At 62.5% G+C, this 14042-nt stretch carries 10 protein-coding genes and 2 tRNA genes; 2 read left to right on the forward strand and 10 right to left on the reverse strand.

Annotation, left to right across the window (positions count from 1 at the left end):
• Window positions 1–6: 6 nt before the first annotated feature.
• From tssB to uvrB, 3 genes are all read right to left on the reverse strand, one after another.
• On the reverse strand, window positions 7–528 hold the full coding sequence (tssB, locus tag ACFPME_RS15880) for a type VI secretion system contractile sheath small subunit (protein WP_113724048.1): 522 nt from the start codon (window positions 526–528) through the stop codon (window positions 7–9).
• A 993-nt stretch (window positions 529–1521) separates the two neighbouring features.
• Window positions 1522–1596, reverse strand: a tRNA-Val gene (locus ACFPME_RS15885).
• 77 nt (window positions 1597–1673) lie between these two features.
• Entirely contained in the window at window positions 1674–3695 is a 2022-nt protein-coding gene (gene uvrB, locus ACFPME_RS15890; protein WP_377306643.1) for an excinuclease ABC subunit UvrB, read from the reverse strand.
• A 152-nt stretch (window positions 3696–3847) separates the two neighbouring features.
• On the opposite strand from uvrB, the gene ACFPME_RS15895 reads away from it, so the two are divergent.
• Window positions 3848–4408 (forward strand): GspH/FimT family pseudopilin, encoded by a 561-nt coding sequence (locus ACFPME_RS15895; RefSeq protein WP_377306795.1) that lies wholly within the window; start codon window positions 3848–3850, stop codon window positions 4406–4408.
• A 60-nt stretch (window positions 4409–4468) separates the two neighbouring features.
• On the opposite strand, the gene ACFPME_RS15900 is transcribed toward ACFPME_RS15895, so the two are convergent.
• From ACFPME_RS15900 to grxD, 7 genes are all read right to left on the reverse strand, one after another.
• A tRNA-Asn gene (locus ACFPME_RS15900) sits at window positions 4469–4545 on the reverse strand.
• A gap of 69 nt (window positions 4546–4614) precedes the next feature.
• Window positions 4615–6006, reverse strand: a complete 1392-nt coding sequence (gene ppnN / locus ACFPME_RS15905; protein ID WP_377306644.1) for a nucleotide 5'-monophosphate nucleosidase PpnN — start codon at window positions 6004–6006, stop codon at window positions 4615–4617.
• Between the two features lie 164 nt (window positions 6007–6170).
• Window positions 6171–9419: a TonB-dependent receptor gene (locus ACFPME_RS15910; protein ID WP_377306645.1), complete on the reverse strand. Its 3249-nt coding sequence runs from the start codon at window positions 9417–9419 to the stop codon at window positions 6171–6173.
• Window positions 9420–9776: 357 nt separating this feature from the next.
• Window positions 9777–11489 (reverse strand): bifunctional ornithine lipid synthase OlsF, encoded by a 1713-nt coding sequence (olsF, locus tag ACFPME_RS15915; RefSeq protein WP_377306646.1) that lies wholly within the window; start codon window positions 11487–11489, stop codon window positions 9777–9779.
• Between the two features lie 99 nt (window positions 11490–11588).
• Window positions 11589–12188: a YhgN family NAAT transporter gene (locus ACFPME_RS15920; protein ID WP_377306796.1), complete on the reverse strand. Its 600-nt coding sequence runs from the start codon at window positions 12186–12188 to the stop codon at window positions 11589–11591.
• A gap of 65 nt (window positions 12189–12253) precedes the next feature.
• The gene (locus ACFPME_RS15925) at window positions 12254–13024 is read right to left on the reverse strand and encodes an SDR family NAD(P)-dependent oxidoreductase (RefSeq protein ID WP_377306648.1); all 771 of its coding nucleotides are present in this window, start codon (window positions 13022–13024) and stop codon (window positions 12254–12256) included.
• A complete protein-coding gene (gene grxD, locus ACFPME_RS15930) occupies window positions 13021–13344 on the reverse strand; it encodes a Grx4 family monothiol glutaredoxin (protein WP_377306797.1) in 324 nt (107 codons plus the stop codon). Before grxD ends, ACFPME_RS15925 begins: the two co-directional genes overlap by 4 nt.
• Window positions 13345–13456: 112 nt before the next feature.
• Here grxD and ACFPME_RS15935 point away from each other — a divergent pair, with 112 nt between their 5' ends.
• Window positions 13457–14035 (forward strand): superoxide dismutase, encoded by a 579-nt coding sequence (locus tag ACFPME_RS15935; protein WP_377306649.1) that lies wholly within the window; start codon window positions 13457–13459, stop codon window positions 14033–14035.
• The last annotated feature ends 7 nt before the right edge of the window (window positions 14036–14042 follow it).

Below are 14042 nucleotides of genomic sequence, written 5' to 3' on the forward strand. Positions count from 1 at the left end.
GCGTGCTTACTCCCCGTCTTTGTTGTTGTCATCGGCGGGCTTGGGCGCCGAAACCAATGACTGCAGAAGGGCCGGATCCTTCAGCGCCTGCGCGATAAGGTTTTCGGCGCCGGCCTTGCCGTCCATGTATGTATCCAGATTGGCGAGCTGCGTGCGCGCCTCAAGAAGCTTGGCCACGGCACCGACTTTCCTGGCGACGGCGGCCGGGGAGAAGTCATCCATGCTTTCGAACGTGATGTCGACCGCGAGATTGCCTTCGCCAGTCAGGGTGTTCGGCACCGCAAAGGTGACTCGCGGCTTCATCGACTGCAGGCGGTTATCGAAATTGTCGACGTCGATCTCCAGTGCCTTGCGGTCCTCAATGGCCGGCAGTTCACCCGCGTTGGCGCCGGAGAGGTCCGACATCACGCCCATCACGAATGGCACCTGCACCTTTTTCTGCGCGCCGTACACCTCGACGTCGTATTCGATCTGCACGCGCGGTGCGCGATTGCGTGCGATGAACTTCTGACTGCTTTGCTTGGCCATGCGATGTCTCCCAGTAAATGCGCTTCCAGTTTTGAATTCGGGCGATCGGCTCTGCACGGCATGCTTGGTCCGTCATGGGAAAGCAGGACGCCAGTAATGCCGTTTGTCAGGTATGCACCATCTCTGCGTTCGCCAATCCCCGCATTGACGGCTCCCAGGCGCCTCCGTCTCGCGATCCGGAAAGGCACCTGGCGGCGAGCTTCCGATCACGAGCGAGCCGTGTCTGGTTATGTGTTCTTGAATTCGCGCTACGCGGTATCTGTGCCGGCGCCGATGCATTCAGGCAGCCGCAGGCCCAACTCGGCTCGACCCGTCGTCGCAAAAAGCGTTCGCAAGCGCGATCGTCCCCCTATTCACTCCATGTATGGGACAGCGAAAAAGCATTCACGCCCTTCCCCGTCCACCCCATCAGTGTTCACCGGTTGGCGATGAACAATGACCCCATCTGCGCGGCGACAGGCGTCCAACACCCTGTTCGCAGCCAACATTCCGAGCTTTCCGGCGCCGTCGCATGACAAAAAAAAGCCATCGCAACGACCGCTGGTTGACAGTACACGTCGTCATCCTGAACGAGGACTGTTCCGTTCCTTAACGTACATCGCTCAACGGCTGTCTGCAAGCTGAATTTAAGCTCGGTCAGGTGGCGCGTCGCACGCGCAACTTCAATGACACGGAACCGCCGGATGAAGGGACACAACAACCCACAATTTCGGTTGGCGGGAAAACGCTGATGGACCGTCGCCCCACGGCGCGAGCCTACGTGGCGTCTACCCGGATGACCAGTTCGCTGTTGCCAGGCGGCTGGTTCCGCGGAGAGACAGGACCTGGGGTTCTTCAGGCGCTCCTGCACGGCGTCGCGCCGGCGGGGCCGCTTCCTCAAGAAACGACATCGGAAAACATGAAAGCAGAAGGCCGCCCTGCTAGGCGGCCTTCTGGACTATTTCGCGCAACCGCCGGGGCATCTGTGGAACCGCCGGCCGGATGCATTCAATGTGGTGGGCGGTACAAGGATCGAACTTGTGACCCCTACCATGTCAAGGTAGTGCTCTACCGCTGAGCTAACCGCCCGTCTCGCGATGCTGCCCTGTCCGCGAGCCGCGCAGTATACGGGAGACACCGGCTGCCGACAATACGGCGGCCGGCATTCAGCGCAAGGCCTGTTCCCGCAGCCGGTGGATCTGGTCGCGCAGCCGGGCAGCGTCCTCAAACTCCAGGTTCTGCGCGTGTTTGTACATCTGAGTTTCGAATTTTTTCAGCATGCCCGCCGCCTGCTGTGCAGTCAGCCCGGCATAATCGGCGGCCTGCTCGGCCACCACCGCGCGGCTGCGTGAAGACTTGCTGCCACGACGATTGCCGGCCTCGCTCCGCGCACCTTCCATGATATCGGCGATACGCCGAACGATGGTGGTCGGCACGATGCCTTGCTGCTCGTTCCAGGCCATCTGCTTTTCGCGGCGGCGGGCCGTTTCGTCGATCGCGGCCTGCATCGAACGGGTGACCTGATCGCCATAGAGGATCGCCTTGCCGCGCACATTGCGGGCAGCCCGGCCAATGGTCTGGATCAGCGAACCGGTGGAACGCAAAAAACCCTCCTTGTCGGCATCGAGAATCGCGACCAGCGATACCTCAGGCATGTCCAGCCCTTCGCGCAACAGATTGATGCCGACGAGCACGTCGAACTCCCCCAGACGCAGATCACGGATGATCTCACTGCGCTCGACCGTCTCGATGTCCGAATGCAGGTAACGCACTTTCACGTCATGCTCGGCCAGATACTCGGTGAGGTTCTCGGCCATTCGCTTGGTCAGCGTGGTGACGAGCACGCGATCGCCGAACGCCACGCGCTTGTGCACTTCGCTGAGCAGATCGTCGACCTGAGTGCGAACAGGGCGCACTTCCACTTCGGGATCCACCAGACCTGTCGGACGAACCAGCAGTTCAACTACCGCCTCTCCGGATTTATCCAGTTCGTAAGTGCGCGGCGTGGCCGAGATGAAGATCGAGCGCGGCACGCGTTGTTCCCACTCCTCGAACTTCAGCGGCCGGTTGTCCATTGCCGATGGCAGGCGAAAGCCGAACTCCACCAGGGTCTCCTTGCGCGAGCGATCGCCCTTGTACATCGCGCCCAGCTGCGGCACGGTGACGTGCGATTCGTCGACGACCAGCAAGCCATCCGATGGCAGGTAATCGAACAGCGTCGGTGGCGGCTCGCCGGGCGCGCGCCGGGTCAGATGACGCGAGTAGTTTTCGATGCCTTGACAGTAGCCGACCTCGGTCATCATCTCGATATCGAAGCGCGTGCGCTGATCGAGGCGTTGCGCTTCGACCAGCTTGTTCTCGCGGTAGAGCAACTCCAGCCGATCCTTCAACTCGACTTTGATCGTCTCGATCGCGTTGAGCACGCTCTCACGCGTGCTGGCGTAATGCGTTCGCGGATAGACAGTGTAGCGCTGCACCTTGCGAAGGGTCTCGCCGGTGAGGGGATCGAACAGCGCCATGCTCTCCACTTCGCCGTCGAACAATTCGATGCGCAGAGCCTCGGTCTCCGACTCCGCCGGGAATACGTCGACAATTTCGCCGCGCACCCGATAGGTGCCGCGACGCAGCTCCATCTCGTTGCGCGTGTACTGCAGCTCGGTCAGCTGGTGGATCAACTTGCGCTGGTCGATACGCTCGCCCTTGGCCAGGATCAGGCGCAGGCTGAGGTAGTCCTCCGGATTGCCAAGGCCGTAGATGGCGGACACGGTGGCTACGATGATCGAGTCGCGCCGCGACAGCAGCGCCTTCGTCGCAGACAGCCGCATCTGCTCGATGTGCTCGTTGATCGAGGCATCTTTCTCGATGAAGGTATCCGACGCCACCACGTAAGCTTCCGGCTGGTAGTAGTCGTAGTAGCTGACGAAGTACTCCACCGCGTTGTTGGGGAAAAATTCCTTGAACTCTCCGTACAATTGCGCCGCAAGCGTCTTGTTCGGCGCCATCACGATGGTTGGACGCTGCACCTTTTCGATGACATTTGCGATCGTGTAGGTCTTGCCCGAGCCGGTCACGCCGAGCAGTGTCTGGGCAGCAAGGCCCGCCTCGAATCCTTCGGCGAGGCGCTGGATCGCCAGCGGCTGATCTCCGGCGGGCTGATAAGGGGCAACGAGTTCGAAACGGTCGGTCATCGGCTACATATGTGGGCGAGATGCGCCATTTTAAATCGAGCCTGCTGACAGGAAGCGTCAGCATATACCGACGTTCACGCCACCTCGCGGGCTACTGGCCCGAAGACGCCAGCGCTCTACCATGGGTCTCCGGATACGCAGGAAGCGGTGCCATGACGGTTCCCAGGAGTTCGAGGCGACGCCATGGACAGCGCGGAGTGACCCTGGTTGAGCAGATCATGGTGCTTGCCATTTCCGCGGTGCTTGCCGGCATCGCGGCGCCACCCCTGCGGAATCTGATGAATCGCAATGCGTTGCAGGTTGCCCAGACCGATTTCATCGCGGCGTTGCAACACGCACGCGAGGCTGCCGTCATCAGCGGCAAGCGCACGCTTTTCTGCCCCTCTCGCGACGGCGGAAGTTGCAGCGACGACATGCGATGGGACAACGGCTGGCTGCTCGGCCACGATACGGATGCAGACGACCAGCCCGATCACGGGCCGCTGTATACCGGCCCTGGTTATGGTGGAAAACTCATTGTCCGAAGCAGCGCTGGTCGCCATGTCGTGCGCTTTCGCCCCGATGGCAGCGCCAGCGGGAGCAACATCACCCTCGTGTTTTGCCGGCCACACGATCCGGCGCACGCACTCAGTGTCTTCGTCTCCAACTCGGGCCGCATCCGCGGCGCCCCGGCCGACGCAGAGCAAGCGGCCGCCTGTGCCCAGGGGACGTAATGCGCGCCCGCCCCTCGCTTAACGCAGAAAGCCGGCAATCTGCCGGCTTTCCGTGATGCTTGGCGCCCGAAGCTGGACTCGAACCAGCGACCCCCTGATTAACAGTCAAGTGCTCTAACCAGCTGAGCTATTCGGGCGTGAGCTGCGTAGTTTGTCGATGGTGTGACTGGCTGTCAAGCCCGTCACCGATAGACACCGCAAGAGTGTTACGCGGTCACGACTCGATAGCAGGGAACGTAGGCGGTGCCGCCTGGCAGCTTCATGCGGTGCTGGCCAACGAAGGCCTGCAACAGCTTGTCCAGCGCACGCATGATGTCCATGTCGCCATCGATCTCGAACGGGCCATGTTGCTCGATGGCCAGCACGCCCTCCTCCTTCACGTTACCTGCAACGATGCCCGAAAACACCCGGCGCAGGTCGGCCGCCAGCTCATGTCGCGGCCGCTCGCGGTGGATCTGCAATGCACGCATCGCCACATGCGTCGGGCGGAACGGCAGCTGGAACTCGAGCGGAATCTGCAGCGCCCAGTTGAAGAAAAACGCATCCTTCGTATCCAGGCGATTGTTGCGCACCTTGTCGACGCCTTTGATCATGGCGCGAGCCACTGCCGCTGGATCGTCCACGATGATCTGGTAGTGCTGTGCCACCTCATCGCCCAGGCTGAGTCGCAGGAAACGATCGATCTGCTCGAAGTAGGCGGCTGATTCGCGCGGCCCGGTGAAGATCAAAGGAAAGGGTATGCCTGCGTTGTCCGGATGCAGCAGGATGCCCAGCAGATAAAGGATCTCCTCGGCCGTACCCACGCCGCCGGGGAATACGAGAATGCCGTGCCCCATGCGCACGAACGCCTCAAGCCGCTTCTCGATATCCGGCATGATCACCAGATGGTTGACGATCGGATTCGGCGACTCGGCGGCGATGATGCCCGGTTCGGTGATGCCGATGTAGCGATTGTTCCGGCGCCGCTGCTTTGCGTGCGCGATGGTCGCACCCTTCATCGGTCCTTTCATTGCACCCGGCCCGCAGCCAGTGCAGATGTCCAGCCCACGCAATCCAAGTTGATAGCCGACCAGCTTGGTGTAGTCGTATTCGTCGCGCGATATCGAATGGCCGCCCCAGCACACCACGAGATTGGGATCGATGTGCGGCTTGAGGATGCGCGCATTGCGCAGAATTTCGAAAACGCCCTGGGTCAAGCCGGCCGACCCATCCAGATCAAGCCCGACTTGTTCCAGTTGCGTCGACACGTAGACGATGTCGCGCACCACGGCGACCAGGAGTTCGTTGATGCCGCGAATGATCTGGCCGTCCACGAAAGCTTGTGCCGGCGCATGGGTGAGTTCGATCTTGATGCCGCGATCCTGTTGCAGCACCTGGATGTCGAAATCCGGATACTGCTCAAGAATCGCGCGCGGGTCATCACTGACATTGCCCGAGGTCAGCACCGCCAGCGCACAGCGGCGCAACAGCGCATGCAGCCCGGAACCGCTGGCGCCACGCAGCCTAACCACCTCGTTGCGCGAGAGGATATCCAGCCCGCCAACCGGCGAAATGCGGGCGCTTACCGTGGCTGACTTGCTTGCGCCAAGTGTTTGCATCTGATTCATTCCTGCGGATCTCCAGTCGCCAACGGCGTGGCTGCCTCATGCAGTGCCGCGGCTGACCGCTTAGCTTCATGCGCGCGCATGAGCAGGTCAAGACAACGAAAAAGCCGGCGCCCGAGGGCGCCGGCTTCTTCATGGTGAAGCGACCGCCGAACCGGTCAGAACGTGTAACGCAGCGTCAGCATGGCCGACCAGCGCGAGACCACCCGGCTGGGGTCGTAGAAGCCGCCGTCATACACCTGCAGCTGCTGCGGCTGGTAGTTGCCAGCCTTGTCGGTGGGCAGCGAGTAGACGTACTGGCCCTGTGCGTTCACGCCGCCGTAGCTGGCCAGCGTGCGGGTCGGATAGATGCCGGTGTTGCGCGCCTCGCCCCAGTTCTTGTTGAGGAGGTTGAGGAAGTTGTACACGTCGAGCCGTACCTCGCCCTTGTTGCCCTTGAAGATGCCGGGCACTTCCTGCGAGAAGCTCATGTCGAGCGAGTTGACCCAGGCGGTGCGGTCCCCGTTGCGGCTGGCAACTTGGCCGCGGTGATTGCGGAGATAGCTGTCGCTGGCGAGGAAATCCTGGAACTGCTTGATCACTTGCGCGCTGGTGCCCGCCGCATACGCCACCTTGGCATCGTTGGCCGCCGGGATATAGGCCGGATCCCAGCCGGCGATGCTGTCGCCATTGGCATCGTTGGTGAATACCCATGTGTACGGGTTGCCGGTGCGACCGTTGTAGAACATCGATACCTGGGTGCGATAGTCGCCGAAGAAGTTGTGCTGCCAGTTCAGCGAGGCCTTGAAACTCTTGGCGATGCTGTAGTTGGAGGTGGCAGCCACGTCACTGTTCGGGTTCAGTCGCGCCACGCGCTGGTAGCCGTTGTAGGCGATGGTGTCGGTACCCGGATCGACGTCGGTGGCGTGGTTGAAGGTCAGGCTGACATTGCCCGAGAAGCCGTCGGAGAACGGCTTGCTCAACGCCATCGTGAAGCTGTCGGATTTGCCCTTGTGAGTATTCGTGAGCAGGGTCGATTGCGTGCTGAAAGCGCGGTTATGGTTGGCCAGCGCGTCCTTCGAGGTGGGCGCCTCGCCCGGTGTCTTCCAGTATTGCAGGCGCCCATCGGGCAACACGCCGGTGGGTGCGCCGAAATTCGCCGCCTGGTACAGGATGCCGTCGCGCACCTGGATGTGCTGGTACTCGGCCGACGCCACCAGACCCCACCATGGCAGTTCGCGGTCCAGCGCCAGGCTGGCCTTCCACACGGTGGGCAGACGGAAGTCCTTGGCGATCGTGTCGATCGAGCCGGCGCCACCGCCGGCCGGAATGTTCTGGTTGAACGGATCCGGGCTGAAGGCCGCGGTGGACGGATCGAACGAGGTGTAGTTCAGCAGGGTGACGCCGTTGTTCTGGTACGGGTTGGTCATCCACACCGTGGGTGGCGAGGTCTGGAACAGGCCAACACCGCCGCGCAGCTGGGTCTTGTACTCGCTGTCGAACGCATAGTTGAACGACAGCCGCGGCTCCACCACCCGGTTGCTGGAACCGACCGTGTAGTTGTTGCGATAGCCGAATGTCTGCTCGAACGCGGTGTTCGCGACCGGCGGAGTGCTCGAATGCGGGATGTCCACGCGCACGCCGTACTGCACCGACAGATTCTGGTTGACCTGCCAGGTGTCCTGCAGGAACGGGCTGTACTGGCTGTACGTCCACTTGCCGGCGATATCGTTGAGCGTGTAGCCCGGCGCCGGGTGGTACAGGTCGTAGCGGTTGTAGTTGCCAGCCAGGAAGTTGTCGATGCCCCAGAAGTTGTATTGGCCGAACTCGGTCTGGCCGAACAGGTTGTTGATCTTGTTGCGCTGGTAGTCGACGCCGCCCTTGATCGCGTGGTCACCAAGGTAGTAGGTGCCAGCCAGGAACACGCTGAATTTCTTGGTATCGATGTGGTTGTAGTGGCGGAAGCGTTCCTCGCCCAGGTTGATCGACGGGCCCTTGCCGGTGGGCGAGAGGTTCACGTTGACCGCTGGCTGCTGATAGGGAGCGGTGGTGTCCTGCACGAACTTCTGAAACCCGACCTTGGCCTCGGTGGAGAAGCTGTCCGACCAGTCGTCGAACACGTGGGCGACATAGTTCTTGGTGCTGATGGCCTTGGTATAGGTGTAGCTGGTCAGGCCGACGCTGTTCGGACTGTTGCCGCCTACTGCGGGCAACTGCTCTTCGGTGTTCTGGTAGGTGAAGCTGGCTCGGTGATCGTTGCTGATGTTCCAGTCGATCTTGCCGAGGTAGCGCTTGTCATCGTAGGTCAGCCCGGTCGGGCCTCCGAACGCGCCCGGCGTGAGGCCCAGTTGCTTGGCCGCATCGATCACTTTCTGCAGGTCGCCCGGTGACACCTTGTTGCTGGTCGATGGGCCCTGGCCCAGCGAGTTGTCCAGGCCGTTGGCGGAATCGGCGCCGATGCCGGTGGTCTTCTCGTGCTCGGCCGAGACGAAGAAGAACAGCTTGTCCTTGATGATCGGACCGCCCACGTTGAAGCCGCCGGTGGAATCCTTCTGGTACCCCTTGTAGTGGTAGCCGGGGTTGCTGCTGTCCAGCCAGCCGGCATCGCCTACCAGGTGATTGGCATTGCGATAAGCGTAGTAGACCGAGCCGTGGAACTGGTTGGTGCCGCTCTTGGTCACCGCGTTGACGTCGGCACCGACGGTGTCGGAAGTGGTGTCGTAGGTGGCAGTGGAGATGTTGTACTCGGCGATCGTTTCCGGCGAGATCGGCGACTTCTGATACGGCAGGCCGTTGGCGTTGAGGCCGAACGGATCGCCCTGGCTGACGCCGTCGACGCTGACGTTGTTGTAGCGGTTGTTCATGCCGTTGGCGGAGATTGCACCCGTGCCTTGGTCGGTCACGTTGATGCGCGGATCCAGCCGTGCCACATCATCGATCGAGCGGTTGCCCTGCGGCGTTGCCTGCAGCTGGGCCTGCGAGATGTTGGTCGACAGGCCCTTGTTGTCCGAGGAAAAAGTCTGCGCAAGTGCCGATGCGCTGACGGTAACGGCGCCGAGATCCTTCGCTTCCGCCGCGGCAGCGGAGGTCATCTGCAGGTTGATGGCCGACGACTGGCCCAGCTGCAGGTAGACGTTGTCCTGTTCGGCCTGGGTCAGGCCGGCCTTCGACGCGGTGACATTGAATGGACCGCCGACGCGCAGTCCTTGTGCGGTGTAGCGACCATCGGCATCGGTAGTCACGATCTTGGTAGTACCCGACGGCACATGCACGATCTGGACGGTCACACCGGCCACCGCCCGGCCCGTGCCATCAACCACGCGGCCGCTGACAGCGGACGTAGTCACGTTCTGGGCCATGCCTGGCGACGCTGCCAGCAACGAAGCAATGGCAAACGGGAGAAGTTTGGTGCGGATTCGGCTATTCATTCTTGATCGACCCTTGGCTTCGCAACGAAAAGTGTTCAATTGCAGGGTGCAAACGCGGCCTTGCCCGGGCGCACGCCAGGCAGGGCATCGATACACGCATGGAGACCCCGGTTGTGGAACTTCCGAACTCATCGCGATGACGGATCCGGATGTTTCAGCTAGCTGCGCCTTTCCCGCCCGCCAGCCGATTGTTAACGTAACTTAACGACATTGTATGACACTTTTATAACATCGACATCACGTTGCGACTTCAACACCGTCGTCCGGAAGGGCTGCTTCAAGCCGGATCACCGGAACGGCCGAAGCACCCGGCCAAAGCCCGTCACCATCGCAGCACCATTCATCGCGCTTCCGTGCTCAGGCTGATCTTCCAAGATAGCGTTCCCGCTTTGCCGGCCTCAGGTTGGCCAGGTCCAGCATCACCAGCCCGTCCACGCAGCCGGAAAAATCCGGGTCTTCGCCGAAGTCGAGAAACTGCACGCCTGCGGGCTCGACCAGGTCGACGTACTGCCGATAGAGCATCGGAAGACTGACGCCCAGCGCATCCAGGTGGTGCTTGAGCTTGCCCAGTCCCGCGGCGGCATCGAGGCCTTCCAGCGCAGCACGCACCACCTGCACGACCTCAGGCGAAATCACGAAAGGTTGCCGTGCGGCGGCCAACCCCGGAGCACCGAAGTAATGCTGGTAGGCCACCGCGATCCATTCACGCGCCTCGCGTGGCAGGCGCACCGACATGCTGACCGGACCGAACAGATAGCGCAGCTCCGGATGTCGCTGCAGATAGAGGCCAATGCCTTGCCACAGCTGATCCAGCGCCCGCGAACGCCAGTACGCAGGCGCCACGAAACTGCGGCCCAGTTCCACGCCGTGCGCCAACCGCGATTCCAATGCCGGCGAATAGTTGAAGAGGCTGGAGGTATACAAGCCTGTGATGCCGCGTTCCCCGATCAGCCGCCCCCCATGGCCGAAGCGGTAGGCGCCGACGATGCGCTGTGCCTGCGGGTCCCACAGCACAAGATGTTCGTAAAGGGGATCGAAGGCATCCAGGTCGCGTCGCGCACCGGTACCCTCGCCGACCTTGCGGAAGGTCAACTCGCGCAGGCGGCCTATCTCGCGCATCACCACGCTGTCGATCGCGCCCCGGAACAACCATGCCTGCTTGCCGTCGCCGAGATCAGCCAGCTTTTCCGAACACGCCAGTTCCGCCGCCACCTGATCGGCCGGCTCCGGCAACGCCAGCGGCGCCTGCCCGCCGAAGATCGGGGAGCGGCGTTGGCCGATTCGATATACATGCCGGCGCATCAACCGGGTGGCCTGTTTCGACGAACCGCCGCTGCGCTGCTCGAGCTCTTCGGCACTGACCAGCGCACCGATGCTGAAACCGATCTGCCGCTGACCGGGCGCCACCGCCTCGCGGGGCAGCATCGCCGTACTCAGCGGCTTGGCCAGCATCGACAAACCGTAGAACATCGCCGAATTGCGTGCGGCGACATGGATCGGCAACACCGGCGCCCTGCTGCGCAGCGACAGCCTCGCAAAGCCGTCTGACCACTGCCCGTCGCGAACACCGCCGGGGCGAACGCGCGAGACTTCGCCAGCCGGAAAGACGATCAGCGCCTCGCCCCGGTCCAGTGCCCGGTAGATGCCGCGCAGGCGCGATGCCGCACCCTTGCCGAACACATCCACCGGCAACATCAGCTTGCCCAGTTGCGGAATCACCGCCAGCCAGTCGTTGCCGAGAAAACGCACGTCCCGGCGCACCGACCCGATCAGTCGCAGCAATGCCAGGGCGTCCTGCATGCCCAGCGGGTGGTTGGCCACCACCAACAGCGGGCCGTCCACCGGAATGTGCTCGCGTTCGCCCGGATCGACTCGATAACTGGTGCCAAGCACATCCAGCACGCGCTCGACAAAATCGAAATCTTCAGCACCGCCGACCCGGGCCAGCACGCGATTGAAACCGTCTTCGTCGGCCAGTCGCCCGAGCATCCCGGCCATCGGGCGCCGGATACGCGGGTATTGCGCCAGCCACGGCAGACGTTCGGTAAGGGATCGTTCGATACTCAGCATGTCTGCGCCCTCGGATTCCTCCCCATCCTGGCGGGCAATTATGACAGCTGAGCGGTGGCTCGCAGTGTCACGGACGACGGATTCGACGGTGCTATCGTTTCAAACAGTCAGATGCAGGAACGCGGCCACGCCAGCCATGAACATCTGCACCGACAGCGCGATCAGCAGCATGCCCATCACCCGCTCCAGCGCGGTAAGCACGCTTTCGCCGAGCCAGCGGAAAAGATAGGTGGCGCTGAGCAGGATCACCGAGGTGGCAAGCCACGCCAGCAGCAGGGCGATCACCCAGTCGGCGGTGCGTCCGGGTTGGCTGTTCGTCAGCAGCAACAGTGCCGCCATCGCCGACGGGCCGGCGACCCCGGGGATCGCCATCGGCACGATGAACGGCTCGCCTTGGCCGGGCTTGCCGAAAATGCCGCCGCCATCCGCCGGCGGAAACACCATGCGGATGCCGATCAGGAAAAGCACGATGCCACCGGCGATGCTGATTGACTCCTGTTTCAGCTGCAGCAGCTTGAGGATGTACTGGCCGCCGAACAGGAAGGCCAGCAACACGCCCAGCGCAATCAGCAGCTCGCGCACCATCACACGGCGGCGGCGGCGGGGCGGCACATCCTTCAGCAGGCTCAGGAAAAACGGGATGTTGCCCAGCGGGTCCATGATCAGAAACAACATGATTCCCGCCGACAACGTGGTCATCTGCGTTTCCATCTCAGCTCCCTCGTGATGAGGCGCTACGGCTCCGGCGGACCCGGAGTCCGGCTTCAATCGCCTCGAAGATCCAGTGCCGCACCGCGTGCCGCAATACCCTGTGCGCTCAGCAGGTAGACCGCTGCGGCGGCGGCGGCATCCGGCGGCACTCGCTGCATGATGTCTTCACCGAAATACGCCTGTTGCCGCAACGCCGTGCGCATCGGCGCCGGCAGCATCGCATGCACGCGCAACGGACTGCTGTCCGTTTCCTCATGCAGGATCGCCACGAACCGCTCCAGCGCCGCCTTCGAAACACCGTAACCGCCCCAGTGGGCACGCTGCAGCAGGGCCGGGTCGTCCAGCACGAACACCACCGCGCTGTCGCCGGCCTGGGTCAACAACGGCAGACACGCCTGGGTCAATGCGAATGGTGCGTTCACATTGACGTGCATCGCACGCAGCCATGCGTCGGGCTTGTGCATGGTGATCGGCGTCAACCCGCTGAAACTGACCGCCGCGTGCACGATCCCGTCGAGTCGACCGAAATCGCGCTCCAGGCCTTCGGCCAGCGCGGCGTACTCGCGTGGCGTGGCCACTTCCATGTCCAACGGATGGATCACCGGCTCGGCCAGACCCTCGGCGCGCATGCTGTCGTACAACTGCTCGAGCTGGCGTTTGCGCTTGCCGGTGATTACCACGGTGGCGCCCGCGCGCGATGCCGCGCGCGCCACCGCACCGCCCAGGCCACCGTAGGCACCGGTGACCAGTACCACCCGATCGACCAGGGTATCGGCCGTGGGCAGCCAGCCGGCAGGCAAGCGGGAAAGCGGCAGTGCCGTCAAGGCGTCGCTCCCGCCACGTCACGAGCCATGCGGCTCAACTCACCGGCGGATTTCAGATCCTCGATGATGTCGCAGCCACCGATCAACTCACCCTGGATGAACAGTTGCGGAAACGTCGGCCAGTTTGCGAAATGCGGCAGGGCCGCGCGCAGCTGAGGATCGGCGAGCACGTTCGCCGCATGGAACACCGCGCCTGCCTCGGTCAACGCCTGCGCGGCCCGGCTGGAGAAACCACACATCGGGAATTCCGGCGTGCCTTTCATGAAAAGCACGATGGGATGCTCGGCCAGCATCGCCTTGATTCGCTCGTTGATGTCCATAGGCTGACGATTCATCTTTACAATACGGGCAGACCGATATTGTATCAGTCACCCGTCAGCTGCCGTGCCCGGCGCCGACCCTTCTCCCCCGCCACCGCTAAGGAGCCTCATCATGGCGATCGAACTTCCTCCGCTGCCGTATGAAAAGAACGCACTGGAGCCGCACATTTCCGCCGAAACGCTGGAGTTCCACTACGGCAAGCATCATCAGGCCTACGTGACCAACCTCAACAAGCTGATCGAAGGCACCGAGTTCGCCGACGCCCCGCTGGTGGACATCATCAAGAAGTCATCCGGTGGCGTGTTCAACAATGCCGCGCAGGTCTGGAACCACACCTTCTACTGGAACTCGATGAGCCCCAAAGGCGGTGGCGAGCCCAGCGGCAAACTGGCCGACGCGATCAACAAGGCATTTGGTTCGTTCGACAAGTTCAAGGAAGAATTCAGCAAGTCCGCCGCCGGCAATTTCGGCTCCGGCTGGACCTGGCTGGTACAGCGCCCTGACGGCTCGCTCGGCATCGTCAACACCTCGAACGCCGCCACGCCGATCACCGGCAGCGACAAGCCGCTGTTCACGACCGACGTGTGGGAGCACGCCTACTACATCGACTACCGCAACGCCCGCCCGAAATATGTGGAAGCGTTCTGGAATCTGGTGAACTGGGAGTTCGCGGCCGGCAACCTGGCCTGATTCACCG

The sequence above is a fragment of the Rhodanobacter umsongensis genome, from assembly GCF_042654965.1.
Lineage (GTDB): Bacteria > Pseudomonadota > Gammaproteobacteria > Xanthomonadales > Rhodanobacteraceae > Rhodanobacter > Rhodanobacter umsongensis.

Coding starts and splice junctions, on each gene's coding strand:
- tssB (WP_113724048.1), bottom strand. CDS start 528: ATGGCCAAGCAAAGCAGTCAGAAGTTCATCGCACGCAATCGCGCACCG.
- ACFPME_RS15895 (WP_377306795.1), top strand. CDS start 3,848: ATGACGGTTCCCAGGAGTTCGAGGCGACGCCATGGACAGCGCGGAGTG.
- grxD (WP_377306797.1), bottom strand. CDS start 13,344: ATGGACATCAACGAGCGAATCAAGGCGATGCTGGCCGAGCATCCCATC.
- uvrB (WP_377306643.1), bottom strand. CDS start 3,695: ATGACCGACCGTTTCGAACTCGTTGCCCCTTATCAGCCCGCCGGAGAT.
- olsF (WP_377306646.1), bottom strand. CDS start 11,489: ATGCTGAGTATCGAACGATCCCTTACCGAACGTCTGCCGTGGCTGGCG.
- ACFPME_RS15920 (WP_377306796.1), bottom strand. CDS start 12,188: ATGACCACGTTGTCGGCGGGAATCATGTTGTTTCTGATCATGGACCCG.
- ppnN (WP_377306644.1), bottom strand. CDS start 6,006: ATGCAAACACTTGGCGCAAGCAAGTCAGCCACGGTAAGCGCCCGCATT.
- ACFPME_RS15935 (WP_377306649.1), top strand. CDS start 13,457: ATGGCGATCGAACTTCCTCCGCTGCCGTATGAAAAGAACGCACTGGAG.
- ACFPME_RS15910 (WP_377306645.1), bottom strand. CDS start 9,419: ATGAATAGCCGAATCCGCACCAAACTTCTCCCGTTTGCCATTGCTTCG.